Source organism: Paenirhodobacter sp., assembly GCF_050177655.1.
Taxonomy (GTDB): Bacteria; Pseudomonadota; Alphaproteobacteria; order Rhodobacterales; family Rhodobacteraceae; genus Rhodobacter.
The window spans coordinates 17283-34949 of sequence record NZ_JBFXGV010000026.1; the positions used below are offsets into that span (position 1 = coordinate 17283).

Sequence of the window (17667 nt, forward strand, 5' to 3'; positions counted from 1 at the left end):
GTGTTGATCGGACGAAAGGTCACCGTGCTCGGCGCCGGTGTCGCCGGGCTGACCGTGGCCCGGGCACTGGCGCTGCGCGGGGCCGAGGTCACCGTGCTCGAACAGGCGGAGGCGATCCGCGAGGTCGGCGCGGGGTTGCAGATCTCGCCCAACGGGGCGCGGGTGCTGCGCGCGCTGGGCCTTGGCGCGGCCTTCGAGGCGGCGGGGCCGCGCTCCGAGGCGGTCGAGCTTCTCGACGGCGAGACCGGCGGGCGCGTCGCGCGGCTCGATCTCGCGCGGCTGCGGCCCGATGCGGAATATCGCTTCCTGCATCGCGCACGGCTGATCGAGCTTCTGGCCGAGGGCGCGCGCGAGGCTGGCGTGCAGATCCGCCTGCTGCAACAGATCGAGACGGTGGAGATCGGCGATCACAAGCCGCGGCTGACCACCGCGCAGGGCGCCGAGATCGAGGCCGACCTGCTCATCGGCGCCGACGGGCTGCACTCAAAAGTGCGCCAGGCGCTCAACGGCGCGGTCGCGCCCTTCTTCACCCATCAGGTCGCCTGGCGCGCGCTGATCCCCTGCGACGACGCCGCGCCAAAGGTGGCGCAGGTCTTCATGGGGGCGGGGCGGCATCTCGTGAGCTATCCGCTCGGCCGCGGCCTGCGCAACATCGTCGCCGTCGAGGAGCGCCGCCGCTGGGTCGAGGAAAGCTGGACCCTGCGCGACGATCCGCTGACGCTGCGCGCGGCCTTCGAGGAGTTCTGCCCCACGGTTCAGGGCTGGCTTGCGCAGGTCGAGGAGCCCGCGCTCTGGGGGCTCTTCCGCCACCCGGTCGCCGCCGCCTGGCACGGGCCGGGCGCCGCGATCCTCGGCGATGCCGCGCATCCGACGCTGCCCTTCCTCGCGCAGGGGGCGGTGATGGCGATGGAGGACGCCTGGATGCTGGCCGAGGCGCTGGCCACCCATGACGCGGATGACGAGGCCTTCGCCGCCTATCAGGCCGCCCGCGCGCCGCGCTGCGCCGCGATCGTCGAAGCGGCGAATCGCAATGCGCGCAACTATCACCTCTCGGGCGTGACCCGCGCGGTGGGGCATCTTGGCCTGCGCGCGATCTCGCGCCTCGCGCCGGCGCAGCTTCTGGGCCGGTTCGACTGGGTCTATGGCTATGACGTGACCCACGGCGGCGCGCAGGCCTGAGCGGGCAGGGGGCGCCGCCCCCTCGCGGCTGCGCCGCTCACCCCCGGGATATTTCCGCTCTGTAGAAATGGCTTCTATAGAGCCAAAATATCCCGGGGGAGTCTCCGCAGGAGACGGGGGCAGCGCCCCCTCCGCCGTTACCGCCCCAGCGCGAAGAATTCCTCGTTCGCGCGGATCGAGGCCATGTTCACCAGCCGGTTCGACATCCCGAAGAAAGCGGTGATCGCGCCGATGTCCCAGATGTCGTCGTCGCTGAGCCCATGGGCGTGGAGGCGGTCGAAGTCGCTCTCCTCCACCTCCTGCGCGCGCAGGCTCACCTTCAGCGCGAAGTCGAGCATCGCGCGCTGGCGTGGCGTGATGTCGGCCTTGCGGTAATTGCTCACAAGCTGATCGGCGAGGATGCGGTTCTTCATCCGGATCCGCACGATCGCGCCATGGGCGACGACGCAATACTGGCACTCGTTCGCGGCGCTCGTCGCCACCACGATCATCTCGCGCTCGCCGAGGCTCAGCCCGCTCTCGCGTTCCATCAGCGCGTCGTGATAGGCGAAGAAGGCGCGGAACTCGTCGGGCCGGTGGGCGAGCGCGAGAAAGATGTTCGGCACGAAGCCCGCCTTTTCGGCGACCCCCTCGATCCGCGCGCGGATGTCTTGCGGCAGCGATGCCAGTGACGGCACCGCAAACCGGCTGATCGGTTTTTCGGTCATGTTGTCCTCCCTGCGGCCAGTCTGCCGCGCGGGAGGGCGTTGCGGGAAGTTACGTTGCGTCAGGCTTCAGGCGTCGATCTCGACCCAGAGCGGCACGTGGTCCGAGGGCTTGTCGCGGCCGCGGATCTCCTTGTCGATGCCGACCCCGGTGAGCAGGTCCATCGCCTGGGGGGAGAGCAGCATGTGGTCGATGCGGATGCCGTTGTTGCGCGCCCAGGCGCCCGCCTGATAATCCCAGAACGTGTATTGTCCCGGCCCCGGCTCGCGCGCGCGGAAGGCATCGTAAAGCCCGAGGTTCAGAAGCCTGCGGAAGGCCGCGCGGCTTTCGGGGAGCGCAAGCGCGTCCTCGCGCCAGGCTTCGGGTTTTGCCGCATCCTCGTCCTGCGGGATCACGTTGTAATCGCCGCCGAAGATCAGCGGCTCCTCGGTCGCGAGGAGTTCGCGGCAGCGCGCCCGCATCCGCTCCATCCAGGCCAGCTTGTAGTCGTATTTCGGCCCGGGTGCCGGGTTGCCGTTCGGCAGGTAAAGCCCGCAGATCCGGAGCGCACGCTTGCCCACCACCGTCGCCTCGATCCAGCGCGCCTGCTCGTCGCTGTCGTCGCCGGGCAAGCCGCGCTCGACATCCTCGAGCGGCAGTTTCGACAGGATCGCGACGCCGTTGAAGCTTTTCTGCCCGTGGGTCTCGATGAAATAGCCCAGCCCCTCGAAGATCTCGTGCGGGAAGGTCTCGTCGGTCGACTTGATCTCCTGCAGGAGCACGACATCGGGCGCCGCCTCGCGCAGCCAGTCGATCAGCGCCTCGGCCCGCGCCTTGATCCCGTTGATGTTGAACGTGGCGATTTTCATGCGCGCCTCCCTTTGTGGGAGTTGTAGGAGAGGGGGGCGGCGAGGGGAAGGGCGCTTCTGTTCGGTGCCGTGCCTCCGGCACTGGTCGTGGCGGCCGGTCGCGGGGCGGGGCCGCGCTCTTAGGGGCTGAGAAAACGGGAAGGGGGAGCGGGTGCGCCCCTCACATCGAGAAGGAGATGCCGCAGCCGCAGGAGCTTGTCGCGTTCGGGTTGTTGACCACGAAGCGCGCGCCGATCAGCTCGTCGGTGAAGTCGATCACCGCGTTCTCGAGGAAGGGCAGTGAGACCGGGTCGATCAGCACGCGCTGGCCCGCACCCTCGAGGATCAGGTCATCCGCGGCCGCCGTCTCCTCGAGTTTCATGTCATATTGAAACCCGGAGCAGCCGCCGCCCTCCACCGCGATGCGCAGCGCGCGGGGGGCGGCGCCGGCGGCGTTGATCTCGGCGAGGCGCGCAAAGGCGCGATCGGTGACTTTCGGCGGCAAAAGCATGGGAATGGCCTGTCCTTCCGTTACTTTCCCGATATAGGGTGGGGGCAAAGGCGCGACAAGCGAGGATCGAGACAGACGTGTTGCAACCCTATGCCTGCCACCCCGAGGCGAGCCGCGGGCGGCTTTATCCCGAAAGCTATTCCACCTTTCGCACGCCCTTCCAGCGCGACCGCGACCGGATCATCCATTCCTCCGCCTTCCGCCGGCTGAAACACAAGACCCAGGTCTTCGTCGAGCATGAGGGCGATTATTACCGCACCCGCATGACCCACACGATCGAGGTGGCGCAGGTCGCGCGCACGATCGCGGGGGCGCTCGGCCTCAACACCGATCTGGCCGAGGCGGTGGCGCTGGCCCATGACCTCGGCCATCCGCCCTTTGGCCACACCGGCGAGGATGCGCTCGCCGTGCTGATGAAGGATTACGGCGGGTTCGACCACAACGCGCAGGCGCTGCGGATCGTGACGAAGCTCGAACGCCATTACGCCGGCTTTGACGGGCTGAACCTGACCTGGGAGACGCTCGAGGGCATCGCCAAGCACAACGGGCCGGTGATCTCGGACAAGGGGGGCTCGCATCAGGTGCCCGACCGCGCGAGCCTGCCCTATGCGCTCGCCGAATTCGACGCGCAATGGAACCTCGAGCTGGAAACCAACGCGAGCGCCGAGGCGCAGGTGGCGGCGGTGGCCGACGATTGCGCCTATAACCACCACGACCTGCACGACGGGCTGCGCGCCGGGCTTTTCACCGAGGATGACCTCTGCGAACTCCCGATGATCGGCGAGTGTTTCGCCACGGTCGACCGCGCCTATCCCGGGCTCGATGCCACCCGGCGCCGGCACGAGGCGTTGCGCCGCGTCTTCGGCGTGATGGTCGAGGACGTGATCGCGGTGGCGCAGAACCGGCTCCTGAGCCTGCAACCGCAAAGCGTCGACGACATCCGCCACATGGACGGGCCGATCATCCGCTTCTCAAAACCGCTCTACCAGAGCCTCAAGGTCGTGAAGATGTTCCTGTTCCAGCGCATGTATCGCGCGCCGAGCGTGGTCGTCGAACGCAAGCGGGTGACGGGGATGATCAACGAGCTCTTCCCGCTTTTCCTCGACCGGCCCGAGCTTTTGCCCGAGGACTGGCAGGGCGATGTCGCCGCGGCGCAGGCGAAGGGCAACGACGGGCGCACCGAACTCGCGCGCGTCGTTCTGGATTACGTTGCGGGGATGACCGACCGTTTCGCGATCCAGGAATATCACCGGCTGATCGACCCGGATTTCTGAGCGGAGATCGCGGGCGGGCAGGGGGCGCTGCCCCCTCTTCGGCTGCGCCGAATTCACCCCCGAGGTATTTTGGGCAAGGCGAAAGCGCAAAGGGCGCGAGGGGGCGAAAACCGGCGCGCGGAACCTTTCGGCGCGCGTTATGTTGCTCTTCTGGGCGCCGCTTCGGCGCATCATGGGAGAGCGCAGATGATCCAGAAAACCGGTTCCGCACATTGGGAAGGCCCGATCCGCGAGGGCAGCGGCAGCATTTCGACGCAGTCGGGGGCGCTGGCGGCGCAGCCCTACGGGTTCGGCGCCCGCTTCGAGGGGCGCCCCGGCACCAACCCCGAGGAGCTGATCGCCGCGGCCCATGCCGCCTGTTTCTCGATGGCGCTCTCGGGCGGGCTGGCCGCCGCCGGGGTGAGCGACGTGGTGATCGACACCGTCGCCACGGTGCGGATGGAAAAGCAGGAGGCGGGCTTCGCGATCACCGCCTCGATGCTCAAGGTGCGGGTTTCGGGCAGGGGCACGCCCGAGGCGATCCGTGCGGCCGCCGAGGCGGCGAAGGCGGGCTGCCCGGTCTCGAAGGTGCTGTCCTGCGAGGTGGGAATGGAGCTCGAGATCGTCGACTGACGTTCAGGCGGGCGGCAGCGGGCCGCCGGCGTCGAAGCCGGTTTCCATCGCGCCGATCCGCGCCGCCTCGATCCGCGCCCAGATCTCGGGCGCGGTCTCGCCCTGCCAGATCCCGGTGAGCGCGAAGCGGACCCGGGCCGAGCGGCGCGCGGCCTCCTCGAGCCGGTCGATGATCGCGGCGCCCCGGGCGGCGATCAGCTCCTCGAGCGGGCCGGCGGCGACCAGCCCGACCTGCCAGGGATTTTCCGCCTTGCGGATCGCGCGCAGGCAGAAGGCGAAAAGCTCCTCGGGGTGGGCGTCGAGCTCAAAAACGCAGAGATCCGACCAGGTCATCGCATCGGGATCGCCGCCGTCCTCGCGGTGATCGGCGAGCCAGAGATCGGCCAGCGCCTCGACGCTGTGCACCCCCTCGGGCGCCTGCGCGGCAGTGGCGAGGCGGGTGATCAGATCGGGCGGCAGCGGCGTCACTGCATCATTTCCTTGGTCGCCGACAGCTTCACGCCCTCGTAGTCGCGCAGCACGCGGTCGATGTCCCATTGCAGCCGGGTGAGGAAGACGACGTCGCCGTCGTGGTCGAGCGCGATATGCTGCTTGTTCGCGTTCACGAGCTTTTCCACCACCTCCTTCGGCCCCTGCACCCAGCGCGCCGAGGTAAACTGGCTGGGCTCGAAGCGGACGGGGATGCCGTATTCGATCTCGATCCGGCTCGCCAGCACGTCGAACTGCAGCGCGCCGACGACGCCGACGATGAAGCCCGAGCCGATCGAGGGCTTGAACACTTTCGCCGCGCCCTCTTCGGCGAATTGCATCAGCGCCTTTTCGAGGTGCTTGGCCTTCATCGGGTCGGTCGCGCGCACCGATTGCAGCAGTTCCGGCGCGAAGGAGGGGATGCCGGTGAAATGCAGCGTCTCGCCCTCGGTCAGCGCGTCGCCGATGCGCAATTGCCCGTGGTTCGGGATGCCGATGATGTCGCCGGCCCAGGCCTCTTCCGCCAGTTCGCGGTCCGAGGCGAGGAAAAGCACCGGGCTCGACACCGCCATCGGCTTTTTCGAGCGGACGTGGAGCAGTTTCATGCCGCGTTCGAAATGGCCCGAGGCGAGGCGGACGAAGGCGACGCGGTCGCGGTGCTTCGGATCCATGTTCGCCTGCACCTTGAAGACGAAGCCGGTGACGGCCTTCTCGTCGGCGCTGATCTGGCGCTCCAGCGCGGGCTGCGGCTGCGGCTCGGGGCCGAAACTCGCGATGCCGTCCATCAGCTCCTTGACGCCGAAGGAATTGATCGCCGAGCCGAACCAGATCGGCGTCATCGAGCCCTCGAGGAACCGCGCCCGGTCGAAGGCCGGCAGAAGCTCGCGCGCCATCTCGATCTCTTCGCGCAACTTCGCCAGCAGATCGGCGGGGACGTGATCGGCCAGACGCGGATCCTCCAGCCCCTTGATCTCGATCGATTCCGCCACCCGGTTGCGGTCGGCGCGGTCCATCAGCTCCAGCCGGTCGTTGATCAGGTCATAGCAGCCCAGAAACTCGCGCCCCGAGCCGATCGGCCAGCTCGCCGGCGCGACGTCGATCGCCAGGTTCTCCTGGATCTCGTCGATGATCTCGAACGTGTCGCGCGCCTCGCGGTCCATCTTGTTGCAGAAGGTCACGATCGGCAGATCGCGCAGACGGCAGACCTCGAAGAGCTTGCGGGTCTGGCTTTCGACGCCCTTCGCACCGTCGATCACCATCACCGCGGTGTCGACGGCGGTGAGCGTGCGATAGGTGTCCTCGGAGAAATCCGAGTGGCCGGGGGTGTCGACGAGGTTGAAGCGGTAGTGGCGGAAATCGAAGCTCATCGCCGAGGCGGAGACCGAGATGCCGCGGTCCTGTTCGAGCTTCATGAAGTCGGAGCGCGTGCGCCGCGCCTCGCCCTTCGCGCGCACCTGACCGGCCATCTGGATGGCGCCGCCGAAGAGCAGGAACTTTTCGGTCAGCGTGGTCTTGCCGGCGTCCGGGTGCGCGATGATCGCGAAGGTCCGGCGGCGGGCGATTTCGGGCGGAAGAACGGGTGCGTTGCTCATGGCCGCGCTTTAGCCGAAGGGGGGCGATGGGGCAAGCGGGATAGGGGGGCGGTCTACGGGAGCGGCCCATAGCTGCCGGTCGAGCGTGTCGCCGGGCACCGTGGTGCCCAGCCCTGAGCCGACATTCGTGCTAGTCGCGGCGAACCATCGTATCAGCGCTCTTCGACTAATGGCTGCAGAGGGCACTTTTGGCGAATGCGCTGCTTGTTCAGAAAATGCTCGTTTCAGGACGAGAAGCGCTTGGCCAATCTCAATCTTTAGGGTTGTGTTTTGAGTATTCTCGGCTTTCCTTCTCGAATATTGATGCCGCAGTCGATGATTTTTTCCGGAGATGGAACATATGATCAGTGTCGCTGAAGGGCTGCAAGTTCTTGCTCCCGACGCCCTTCCGATCTTGGCGGAACTTGATTCACGCGATTCCAGTCTCTGGCTTTTGCCCGCCTTTGCCGAAGCGGCAGGCCCAGAAGCGACCGCTAGGGTGTTGAGCCTGCCCTGGGAATTCGTCCTTAGTGAGACCGCATCGGAGGGCCTGCTCAAGGCTATTGATGCTTTGGACAGTGCGATCGAGACTCCGCTCGTTCGCCGGAGAGGGCTGATGCATGTCATTGATGTCTCTCCCTCAAACACCGTGCTGCCGCCCCGGAGCCTTCCGATCTTCTTGCTCAACGGTCGCACCGAAGCCGAGAAGACAGGATTTGCCGCTCGGGCGCGCCGGATAGAAATGATCATGGAGTTGCAGCAACGCGGTGTCCGGAGCCTCGTGGTGCTCGGCGGACCCGATCTGACGCTGCCAGTTGAATTGGGACAACTTTGGCAAGACGGATTCCAGTGCGGCTTGACGATCGTCAGCGATGATCCCAAAGCTCGTCAGAAGATAGCTGAATGGCAGGCAGACGCGGGGGCGCGGCGGGTAACGCTGTTGCCAGCCCCAGCGGCGTTGCTGTCGGAAGCCCTGCATAGACGCTATACGGAGCGCGCTGACGACCGGCTCATCATCCGCATTCGGGATGCCCAAGGAGGCCGACACCGCGTCGACCTGTCGGGACGCGATGATCCCGAGCATCCGCTACTGGGCAATTACGAACTGCTCTCCGAGGCTCATCTGGAATACGTGACGCCAGAGGGACTGACCTCGGAGGAAATCAACGGGTTCTTCCAGGATCCGTCGGCTTCTTGGCGACCCTACGCTGCGCAAATGCCGTGGACTCGGGACGATGGCGCCAAGAACACCATAACAAAGGCGCTGCGGCAACTCGACCGTAACGGACCGGAGGCCAGTCGGATGTTCTACATCCGGGCGGAATCCGGAGCAGGGGCGACCACGTTCATCCGTGATCTTGCCTTCGGTGCGGCCATGGACGGTTATCCGACGCTGATAGCTACTCAAGCCCCCTTTGCGCCCAGCGGACACGCCGTAGCGAATTTCATTACCTCCTGTTTGAACGGTATCGCTTCGGCTGAAATCGGAAAGGGCCTGCGCCAGTACGAGGCACCTTGGCTGATAGTGTTCGATCGGTCGCAGTGGGAGGGACGCGAAGGGGATATCGCGACATTTGCCAGGCAGATCACGGGGGCTGGGCGCCGGATCTGCATCGTCTTCGTCACCGATGCACAGCTACCAGTCGCCATCTATTCCGAGAAGCGTCTGGAACATCTTTGCGATCTGTCCCACGAGATCTCGCAGGAAGCGGCGATGGGCTTGGGCAGACACCTGAACCGGTTTCTTAAACCACTTGGCACAGCGCGCGATGCTCACGAATGGCAGGCGTTCGTCAAACACTCACTCGTCGGACCCGCGGCGGGCCATTCCGTATTCTGGATCGCGCTGGCATTTTGGCTGCAGCGGCAAATCGACCTTACGGAAACAGTACAGAGTTGGCTTTACGAACAGTTTCGGCAGAAGGTGGCTGATCCGGTTGTGCGGCGCGCGATAATCGACATCGCCGCCATGAGCACGGTGCGCCAGCTTCTGCCTGAAATACTGCTGCCGCGGTCCGAAGACTTTCCGACCCGTGACAAACTCTCTGATCTGCAATCGACCGTCGGAGCCTTGGGCGTGGTGCGCCAGCGCCTCGGCACGGTAAGCCTCTGGGCGATGATCCACGATCAACTGGGACGGTTCCTTTTAACCGGGCTGTTTTACGATGCCCCCGCCCGCGCTTCGGCCGGGCTGACTGAGGCGCAGAATCCCGATCACCTGCGGCTGATGGTTTTAGCTAAGATCGCCGCCAACCCGATGCTTGCGCACCCGGACCTAGTGGAACTGGCCGAAACCTTCGCCACTAGCATCTTCAAGATCGACCCCGGACAAGGCCGCAGCGAGTTCGCTCTCTATTGGCGCGAAGTGCTGGAGGTTCTGGACGCGATGCCGAAAGAATTTCGCACGACCAGCCGGACATTTCTTCACCATGTCTCGATATCGCGGCGGCGCATCGCGAAGGACGACGCCATGTTTCCGATCACCGATGATGAGCGCGCCGATTTGTTACGGCGCGCCACTGGGGATATCGAAGCCGCGCTGGTTCTTGAGTACGACCCAGGCGGCGAGCCCGACCTGAACCTCTACAATTCGCTCGCTCATGCATATCACGACCTCGCCGAGGTGGAGACACGTCGCGGAATGTCGGCCGAACAGGTGGCGGCCCTGCGCGCCAAGGCAAACAGGGCGACCTATAGTGCCTACAGGCTGAACCCTGACAATTCCTACGTTCTGGAAGTCTATGCGCGCGACCGGCTCATAGGGGCTGATGAGGATCCAGAAGGCGCGGCAAGTATCGCACTAGAGGTTCTGGGTATCGTCTACGGGGCCATGCAGCGAGAGACCGCAGAGTTGCGGCGAAACGCTCTGTCGCGCCTCGCCGACAAGGCGTTCGAGTTGCTGCTTCGTTCAGCCGGGGCGGTGCGTGACGCCGAGCCCTCATCTGAAGGCGAGGCAATCCAGCAAGCACTGTCTGCCTTGGGCGAAGGGATAACCGGGCGTGAGGGCATGTCGCTAGATGACTTTCCCCGAGCGAACCGGATCGACGCGGCCGCGCGGCTAGGGCATCCACTGTTGCGGTCCAACGCACAGGCGGTCCGACTACGCTACATCTTGGCCTGTATGGATCACCCGAAGGACTTCGCTCTGCAACTGGAGTTGCTCGAAACCCTCGACGGCAACCGGGCAATTCTGTCGCCACAGTTAGAGCTGGAATTGGCGATTCTCATGCATCAGAGAAACCGCCATCACGAGGCATCGCAGCGGTTCGGGAAACTGCGTCAGCTCTGGGCGCGAGGGGAACACTACGTCGAAGTTCCGGATCGTCTCCGCTGGTTGCTCGAAGAGAGCACGGGGAATAGGCGACAGGTCCGCGCACGCGTCGCTTCGGGAGCAGACGGAGCGCGAGGCGATGCTAGAGTCCAAGAATTTCAGAACGGAAAGGTCAAGTTTCGTGTGGCCGAATTCGATGGCAACCAACTGCGGCCTGGTGTGAATATCAGCGGCCTCATCTCCTTCGGCCATAACGGTCCGCTACTGCGGCCGCTGACGGCAGGTTGAGCCTTGATCGGACTTGTCGAGAGATACGCCAATGGAAAGGGCTGGAACGTCGGCACGGCGAATGTCCTTGTCGAAGGCACTAGCGATGTCCGCTACCTGCGCCTCGCCAGAGACATTTGGCAACGCGAGAGCAATCATGACCTCTTCGACTCTGGATTTGCCGTATTCGAGGCGGGGCTGAAGGATGACGGCGGCGTTCAAGGGGTAGTGCGAGAGTTGCAGACGCTGCGGCAGATGGCTTCCCAAGACGCAGCAAGCCTGATGACCGAACGAAACTTCGTGGGTCTGTTTGATAACGACGACGCGGGCCGCAAGCACGCCCGCATGCTTTGCGAGATGGATTTTAGGGTGAAGCACTACCGGGACGTGTTCTTACTGCATCCGATCATGCCGACTTCGAACGGCGTCTTGGGCCCTGAGTTGCAGCGCCGGGCTGAGGCACAGAACCGCAGTTGCGTAGGATTAGATTGGGAGATCGAGGATTTCTTGTCGGAAGACTTGATTCGAGAGTTCTGCAATGCCCATCCAAGGGCTCTCGTCCGAAAACAAGAGATGGCGGGCCGCGTGCATTACGAGTTTTCAAAGGCTGGCAAGGAACACTTGCAGGGGTATGTCGCAAAGGAGGCACTCGTTGATGACGTGATCGAACTCATACGTTTGATCTGTGCGTTACGAGACTATCTGGGCCTGGAACACGAAAAGATGTGCCCTTAGCCGAAGTCGTCCGTTCCGGAAGCCTGCGCAGCAGACTTCTGGGCACGGTGCAGCAAACGGCCGCTTCCCGCCCGTCGCCGCCGTCCACCGCAACAGCCCCCCTCACTCCTTCTTGCGAAAGATCGCCTCGCGTCCGATCTTTTCGAGCAATTCCCGCCCCGCCTCGGTGCCGAAATGCGGCTTGTGGTGCAGGTCGGGCAGGCGGGCGCGGATCTCGGCGGTGAGCTCCTCGGGCATCAGGTTGAGCGTGGCCTCGCTCACCTGCAGGCTCTCGACCGGGATCCCCTCGGCATAGATGATCTCGTGACGGTCGAAGACCAGCGCGTAATAGTCGACATAGCCGCCCTCGCGCCGCCAGACATGCTCGCCATCGACGAGATGCTTCGCCTGCACGAGGATTTCCGAGGTGTCGCCGATCCGCTTCGCGCCGCGGCGATAGAGGAACACCCGGTGATGCGGCGCGACGACGAGGTCGCTTTCATTGCCCAATGTGCCCGCCGCGATCACCACCGGGGCAAAGGTGCCAAGCGCCGGCAGCGTCGCCTTCGACACCAGGCGCACCGGCTGCGGGCCGCTGTCGCGGGTCAGCACCCGGTCGCCGGGGACGAGCGTCTCGATCGGGCGCTGGGCGCCGCCCGCCATGGTGATTAGCGTGCCGGTGGTGAATGCGATGCAGACGAGATCGGAAAGCTGCGCGGTGCCCGGATCCTCATGCGCCTCGATCAGCGTGTAATCGGTGCGCGGCACGATCGGCGAGAGCGGCAGCGCGTAGAGATGCTGGTCCTCCTCGTGCCGGATCAGCAGGATGTCGACGCAATCGCCCTCCGCCGTCATCATCACATGGCGCGCGACGAGCGAGAGCGCATCGCCCGGCGTGCCCACCTCCGAGCCCGGGGCGACATGCTGGCCGGTGCCGGTTTCCGCCTCGATCAGCATGCGCATCGGCTGCGCCTCCCGGTCGAGACGGTAGACATCGCCCGGCTCGCACAGCGGCGCGAGGTCGAGCCCGTCGCCCTGATTGGCGCCGGAGGTCACCCAGATCAGGTCGGCGTCATAGACATGCACCGCTTGCGGCGGCAGGGCACGGGGCGAGGACATGGAACTTCCCGAAACAACGGGCGGATTGACCACCCTTAACACGAATATACTGCCGCAGGGTTAATCCGGTCGCGCCGGGCGCGTCAAGCCGACGAAGGGGGCTTGCATCCGAAGGACTTGTCCTGTCGCATGCGGGCCATGAATGGCCGAAACAGGCAGGAGGTTCGGATGGATCTTGGGATCAGGGGCAAGCGCGCGGTGGTCTGCGCGGGGTCGAAGGGGCTTGGCCGCGGCTGCGCCGAGGCGCTGGCGGAGGCGGGCGTCGAGATCGTGCTGAACGCGCGCGGCGCCGAGGCGCTGACCGTGACGGCCAACGAGATCGAGGCGCGCACCGGCGTCACCGTGATCCCGGTCGCGGCGGACATCACCACCGCGGCGGGGCGCGCGGCGGTGCTCGAGGCGGCGGGCGAGGTCGATATCCTCGTCAACAACGCCGGCGGCCCGCCCCCCGGGCTCTGGAGCGACTGGGGGCGGGAGGATTTCATCGCCGCGCTCGACGCCAATATGCTCGCGCCGATCGCGATGATGCAGGCGCTCCTGCCCGGGATGATGGCGCGGGGCTGGGGGCGGGTGGTCAATATCACCTCCGCCGCGGTTAAGGCGCCGATCCCTCAGCTTGGCCTGTCGAACGCGGCGCGTGCGGGGCTGACCGGCTTCGTCGCCGGCACCGCGCGGCAGGTCGCCTCCTCGGGGGTGGTGATCAACAACCTGCTGCCCGGGATCCACGCCACCGACCGGATGACCGCGCTCGACGGTCCGGTCGCGGCGGCCGAGGGGATCTCGCTCGCGGCGGCGGCCGAGCGGCGGATGGCGACGATCCCGGCGCGGCGCTACGGCGCACCCGCGGATTTCGGCGCGACCTGCGCCTTCCTCTGCTCGCAATATGCGGGGTTCATCGTCGGGCAGAACATCCTCGTCGATGGTGGTGCGGCAAACCAGACCCTGTAAGAAAGACGGGCGGGGCAGGGGGCGCCGCCCCCTTTCCCCTGCGGGGAATTCACCCCCGGGATATTTCAGCTCTGTAGAAAGGCTGCTTCTATAGTGCTCAAATATCCCGGGGGAGTCCGAAGGACGGGGGCAGCGCCCCCGCGCGGTCTCAGCCCTCGATCCGGCCGCCGTGACCGCCGCGGCGCTTCGCCAGTCGCGGCGCGCGGGAGGGCAGCTCCGCCATCACCGCAGCCCGCGCCTCGGGCGTCATCCGCGACCAGGTCGCGATCTCCTCGAGCGTGCGATGGCAGCCGACGCAGATCTTTTCCAGCGGATGGATCGCGCAAAGCTTGACGCAGGGGCTGGCGATCTCATCGCGCTTCCAGAGCTCGTCGCCACCCTGCGCCATCACGCCCGCCCCAGATGCGCGAGGCGATCAAGCGCGCCCTGCAGGATGAAGCCCGCGGCGACATGGTCGACGATCTCGGCGCGGCGCTTGCGCGAGAGATCCGCTTCGAGCATCGCGCGTTCGGCGGCGACGGTCGAGAGCCGCTCATCCCAGAAAGCGATCGGCAGCGGCGTCAGCTTCTCGAGGTTGCGCGCGAAGGCGCGGGTCGATTGCGCGCGCGGCCCTTCCGAGCCGTCCATGTTGAGCGGCAGGCCGAGCACGAGGCCGACGATCGCGCGTTCCGCCACGATTTCAAGGAGTTGCGCCGCGTCTAGGGTGAATTTCTCGCGCCGGATCGTGCGCAGCGGTGTCGCCACCGCACGCATCGTGTCCGAGACCGAAACCCCGATCGTCTTTGTGCCGAGGTCAAGGCCTGCCAGCGCGCCGTGACGCGGCAGCACCGCGGCAAGCTCCTCGATCGCGGTGCAGATCATGGCGCGATCTTCGCGGCCTGCGCGGCGGCCATCACCGCGGCGAGGTCGTCGGGCTTGTCGGCGAGCGCAGTCTGCGCCTTCGCCAGAACCGCGCGCGCGGCGTCGATCTTGCCGAGCGTGGCGAGCGAGGAGACCGCCCGCGCCCATTCCGCGCCCGAGCCGCCCTCGCTCTCGAGCCGGGTGACGAGGCCGTTCACCATGCCCTCGATCATCTGGCTGCGCTCCTCGGGCGTCATGCTGGCCGCGTCCTTCATCTGCTCGGCCGACGGCCCCGGCATGCCGCCCGCCATCGGTCCGGCCATCGGCGCGCCGCCCATCGGGCCCGCGCTCGGGGCGCCGCCGCCCATGTCGCCCATCGCCGCGCCCTCGGGCGCCTGGCCCGCCGCGTCGAGCTTCTCCAGCGCCGCGGGATCGGCGGCGAATTTCGAGCGCGCCTCGGTCAGGATCTTGCCCGCGCGCTCGGTCTCGCCCAGCATCCGCAGCGAGGAGACGAGCTTCGCCCAGTCCTCGACCGGGCCGCCCTCGGTCGCGAGCCGGTCGTTCAGCTGCTCGACCATGCCGCGGATCATCTCGGCGCGCTCGGCTGGCGTCATGCTCGCGGCATTGGCCATGTCGGCCGCACTCGGTCCCCGGCCCATGCTCGGCGGCGTGTAATTCTGCTCGCCCGCGATCCAGGCCAGTTCGGCGATATTGTCCATGATCGGCTTGACCCAGGGGTCGTCCGGCTGCGACTGGCGCAGCAGGCTGTCCCAGATCCGGAAGGCGCGGTCGCCGCGCGCGTTCTGCGCCATCATCAGCCCGACATAATAAAGCGCGAGCCCGTTCGTCTTGTCCATCTCCAGCGCCTTGGCAAAGCTCGCCTCGGCGGTCTTCGTCACCAGCCCGCCGGCGGCGACCACCTGATATTCGCCAAGCTGCGCGTAATCCTGCGCCCCTGCCTTGTCGCCCAGCGCGCCGATGTAGCGCTCCTGCGCCTGCCAGCCGGCGTGGTAATTGCCCAAGCCCATCTCGTTCGAGGCCAGCAGCGCAAGGCCGCGCGGATCGTTCGGGCGTTCGGCCACCGCCTTGCGCAGCCGCTCCATCAGCTCGGTGAACTGCGGGTCGGGCGCGGGCTGCGCGGGGCGGTTCGCGAGGGTCATCTTCTCCGCCTCGTCCTGGCTCGGCCGGCTGTCGTAAAGCTTGTCGGCCTCGGCGAAGCGCGCGGCGAGCGGCATGTCGGGGTAGCCGTTCGCGCCCATCCGGTCATAGACGACAAGCGCGCCGACGAGGAGCAGCGTCACCCCCGCCACCGCGCCCCAGGTCGCCCCCTTCGGCGCATCGCCCGCGCGCGCGCCAAGCCCCTGGCCCGAGCGGCTCGCGCGGTCGGCCTCGAGCATGCGGCGCGCGATCTCGACCTTGGTGCGCTCCGCCTCCTCGGGCGAGAGCACGCCGCGCGCGGCATCCTTTTCGATCTCGGCGAGCTGGTCGCGATAGACCTGCACGTCATAGCTCGCGCTCGAGGCGTCCTCCTCGGGGTGCCGGCGCATCAGCGCCAGCGCAAACAAAAGCGCGATCACGGCCACGAGGGCGGCGGCAAGTATCCAGAACAGCATGGCGTCTCCTATCCTCGGACCCCGTTTAGGGATTTTGGCGCCCTCCCGAAAGAGACAAGCGCGTGAGCGCGCGCATTGTCGCATCGCACATGTCGTTTTTTTCCCGCGCATGCCGCTTGGAGGGGGCTTTCGCATCTGCGGCAGGTCCATCAAGAGAGGGAAGGGCCGCGTGACTCGCGCCCGTCGCTCAAGCCAGACGAGAGGGCCGATGAGACGCTATTCGATGTTCGCCGTGGCGCGCGAGGCGCTGCGCTATCATGCCGGATGGGAGCGGGCCTGGCGCGCGCCTGAGCCGAAGAAGAAATACGACGTGATCGTCGTCGGCGCGGGCGGCCACGGGCTCGCCACCGCCTATTACCTCGGCAAGGTGCATGGCATCAAAAATGTCGCGGTGATCGAGAAGGGCTGGCTGGGCGGTGGCAACACCGGGCGCAACACCACGATCATCCGCTCGAACTACCTGCAGGATGCCTCGGCCGCGATCTTCGAAAAGGCGCTGCAGCTTTACGAGGGCCTCTCGCAGGATCTGAACTACAACGTGATGTTCTCGCCCCGCGGCCTGCTGATGCTCGCCCAGTCCGAGCACGAGATCCGCGGCTACAAGCGCACCGTCTACGCCAACGCGCTGCAGGGCGTGCAGACCGAATGGATCGAGCGCGATCGCGTCAAGGAACTGGTGCCGATCATCAACCTCGACGGGCCGCGCTACCCGGTGCTCGGCGCGCTTTACCAGGAGCGCGGCGGCACCGCGCGGCACGACGCCGTCGCCTGGGGCTACGCCCGCGGCTGCGACGCGATGGGGATCGACATCATCCAGCAATGCGAGGTCACCGGCATCCGCACGGTGAACGGCAAGGTGCAGGGGATCGACACCACGAAGGGAGCGATCGACTGCGACAAGCTCGCGATGGTCGTGGCCGGCCATTCCGGCGTGCTGGCCGAAATGGCGGGCTTCCGGCTGCCGCTCGAATCCGTGGCGCTGCAGGCCTGGGTTTCCGAACCGATCAAGCCGGTGATCGACGTCGTCGTGATGGCGAACCTCGTCCACGGCTATATCTCGCAGTCGGACAAGGGCGAGCTGGTGCTTGGCGGCGGCATCGACCACTGCAACAACTACACGCAGCGCGGCTCGTGGTACACGCTCGAGGAAACCTCGCGCGCGCTGATCGAGACCTTCCCGGTCGTCTCGCGCCTCAAGATGCTGCGGCAATGGGGCGGCATCGTCGACATCACCGGCGACCACTCGCCGATCATCTCGAAGACCCCGGTCGAGAATATCTTCATCGACTGCGGCTGGGGCACCGGCGGGTTCAAGGCGATCCCGGGCTCCGGCTGGGCGATGGCCGAGCTGGTGGCGAAGGGCTACTCGCCCTTGGCCGAGGGCTTCGGCCTGAACCGCTTCAAGGAAGGCCGCTTCATCGACGAAAGCGTCGCCGCCGGGGTGGCGCACTGATGTCTTGCCGCCTCCCTCTGCCCCTGGCCGCGCCTGTGATCGGGAACCAGAGCCCCGACCGGTCCGTTTCCCCCTCGATCCAACATCGAAAGGGAACGGACACATGGCAGAACCGAACGGCAACGGCCTCAAGAGCTTCCTCCTCGGAGTCCTCGTCGTCCTCGTCGCGGGGCTCGGCTGGTACATCTACTCGGGCGGCGAAGTCCCGCAAAAGGACAAGCCTGAAATCACGATCAATCTTCCGGACAAGAAGAACTGAATACGAGGGGGTCAGCGAAGCCTCGCGCCTCCTGCA

The 17667-nt window shown here is 66.2% G+C and carries 17 protein-coding genes; 8 read left to right on the plus strand and 9 right to left on the minus strand.

Going from position 1 to position 17667, the window contains the following annotated elements:
* On the plus strand, nucleotides 1-1179 hold the full coding sequence (locus AB7U46_RS10630; RefSeq protein WP_428336943.1) for an FAD-dependent monooxygenase: 1179 nt from the start codon (nucleotides 1-3) through the stop codon (nucleotides 1177-1179).
* 137 nt (nucleotides 1180-1316) lie between these two features.
* Here the strand turns inward: AB7U46_RS10630 and AB7U46_RS10635 are convergent, their stop codons facing one another.
* The 3 genes from AB7U46_RS10635 to AB7U46_RS10645 form a co-directional block, all read right to left on the minus strand.
* Nucleotides 1317-1886, minus strand: a complete 570-nt coding sequence (locus tag AB7U46_RS10635) for a peroxidase-related enzyme (protein ID WP_428336944.1) — start codon at nucleotides 1884-1886, stop codon at nucleotides 1317-1319.
* Between the two features lie 66 nt (nucleotides 1887-1952).
* Entirely contained in the window at nucleotides 1953-2732 is a 780-nt protein-coding gene (xth, locus tag AB7U46_RS10640) for an exodeoxyribonuclease III (protein ID WP_428336945.1), read from the minus strand.
* Nucleotides 2733-2892: 160 nt separating this feature from the next.
* Entirely contained in the window at nucleotides 2893-3222 is a 330-nt protein-coding gene (locus tag AB7U46_RS10645; RefSeq protein ID WP_428336946.1) for a HesB/IscA family protein, read from the minus strand.
* A 77-nt stretch (nucleotides 3223-3299) separates the two neighbouring features.
* Between AB7U46_RS10645 and AB7U46_RS10650 the strand changes: the two genes are divergently transcribed.
* Both AB7U46_RS10650 and AB7U46_RS10655 read left to right on the plus strand, forming a co-directional pair.
* Nucleotides 3300-4496, plus strand: coding sequence for a deoxyguanosinetriphosphate triphosphohydrolase (locus tag AB7U46_RS10650; RefSeq protein WP_428336947.1), 1197 nt, complete (start codon nucleotides 3300-3302; stop codon nucleotides 4494-4496).
* 186 nt (nucleotides 4497-4682) lie between these two features.
* Nucleotides 4683-5108 carry an OsmC family peroxiredoxin gene (locus tag AB7U46_RS10655; protein WP_428336948.1) on the plus strand — a complete coding sequence of 142 codons (426 nt, stop codon included), beginning with the start codon at nucleotides 4683-4685 and terminating at the stop codon, nucleotides 5106-5108.
* 3 nt (nucleotides 5109-5111) lie between these two features.
* On the opposite strand, the gene AB7U46_RS10660 is transcribed toward AB7U46_RS10655, so the two are convergent.
* The gene (locus tag AB7U46_RS10660; protein WP_428336949.1) at nucleotides 5112-5576 is read right to left on the minus strand and encodes a DUF6869 domain-containing protein; all 465 of its coding nucleotides are present in this window, start codon (nucleotides 5574-5576) and stop codon (nucleotides 5112-5114) included.
* Nucleotides 5573-7168: a peptide chain release factor 3 gene (locus AB7U46_RS10665; RefSeq protein WP_428336950.1), complete on the minus strand. Its 1596-nt coding sequence runs from the start codon at nucleotides 7166-7168 to the stop codon at nucleotides 5573-5575. Before AB7U46_RS10665 ends, AB7U46_RS10660 begins: the two co-directional genes overlap by 4 nt.
* A 340-nt stretch (nucleotides 7169-7508) precedes the next feature.
* On the opposite strand from AB7U46_RS10665, the gene AB7U46_RS10670 reads away from it, so the two are divergent.
* The gene (locus AB7U46_RS10670; protein ID WP_428336951.1) at nucleotides 7509-10706 is read left to right on the plus strand and encodes a hypothetical protein; all 3198 of its coding nucleotides are present in this window, start codon (nucleotides 7509-7511) and stop codon (nucleotides 10704-10706) included.
* A 3-nt stretch (nucleotides 10707-10709) separates the two neighbouring features.
* Nucleotides 10710-11420, plus strand: a complete 711-nt coding sequence (locus AB7U46_RS10675; protein ID WP_428336952.1) for a hypothetical protein — start codon at nucleotides 10710-10712, stop codon at nucleotides 11418-11420.
* A gap of 102 nt (nucleotides 11421-11522) precedes the next feature.
* Here AB7U46_RS10675 and AB7U46_RS10680 read toward each other — a convergent pair whose 3' ends face one another.
* Nucleotides 11523-12518 carry a Hint domain-containing protein gene (locus AB7U46_RS10680; RefSeq protein ID WP_428336953.1) on the minus strand — a complete coding sequence of 332 codons (996 nt, stop codon included), beginning with the start codon at nucleotides 12516-12518 and terminating at the stop codon, nucleotides 11523-11525.
* Nucleotides 12519-12686: 168 nt separating this feature from the next.
* On the opposite strand from AB7U46_RS10680, the gene AB7U46_RS10685 reads away from it, so the two are divergent.
* Nucleotides 12687-13466 (plus strand): SDR family oxidoreductase, encoded by a 780-nt coding sequence (locus tag AB7U46_RS10685; protein WP_428336954.1) that lies wholly within the window; start codon nucleotides 12687-12689, stop codon nucleotides 13464-13466.
* A 148-nt stretch (nucleotides 13467-13614) separates the two neighbouring features.
* Here AB7U46_RS10685 and AB7U46_RS10690 read toward each other — a convergent pair whose 3' ends face one another.
* The 3 genes from AB7U46_RS10690 to ccmI are packed head-to-tail and all read right to left on the minus strand — an operon-like array spanning nucleotide 13615 to nucleotide 15919.
* Nucleotides 13615-13854, minus strand: coding sequence for a DUF1289 domain-containing protein (locus AB7U46_RS10690; protein ID WP_428336955.1), 240 nt, complete (start codon nucleotides 13852-13854; stop codon nucleotides 13615-13617).
* The gene (gene ruvX / locus AB7U46_RS10695; protein WP_428336956.1) at nucleotides 13854-14327 is read right to left on the minus strand and encodes a Holliday junction resolvase RuvX; all 474 of its coding nucleotides are present in this window, start codon (nucleotides 14325-14327) and stop codon (nucleotides 13854-13856) included. The genes AB7U46_RS10690 and ruvX overlap by 1 nt, the downstream gene beginning before the upstream one ends.
* The gene (gene ccmI, locus AB7U46_RS10700; RefSeq protein ID WP_428336957.1) at nucleotides 14324-15919 is read right to left on the minus strand and encodes a c-type cytochrome biogenesis protein CcmI; all 1596 of its coding nucleotides are present in this window, start codon (nucleotides 15917-15919) and stop codon (nucleotides 14324-14326) included. The genes ruvX and ccmI overlap by 4 nt, the downstream gene beginning before the upstream one ends.
* Nucleotides 15920-16127: 208 nt before the next feature.
* Here ccmI and AB7U46_RS10705 point away from each other — a divergent pair, with 208 nt between their 5' ends.
* Together AB7U46_RS10705 and AB7U46_RS10710 are read left to right on the plus strand one after the other, a co-directional pair.
* Complete coding sequence (locus AB7U46_RS10705; RefSeq protein WP_428336958.1) at nucleotides 16128-17372, plus strand: sarcosine oxidase subunit beta family protein; 1245 nt, start codon at nucleotides 16128-16130, stop codon at nucleotides 17370-17372.
* Between the two features lie 103 nt (nucleotides 17373-17475).
* Nucleotides 17476-17631, plus strand: a complete 156-nt coding sequence (locus AB7U46_RS10710) for a hypothetical protein (protein ID WP_428336959.1) — start codon at nucleotides 17476-17478, stop codon at nucleotides 17629-17631.
* Nucleotides 17632-17667 lie beyond the last annotated feature (36 nt).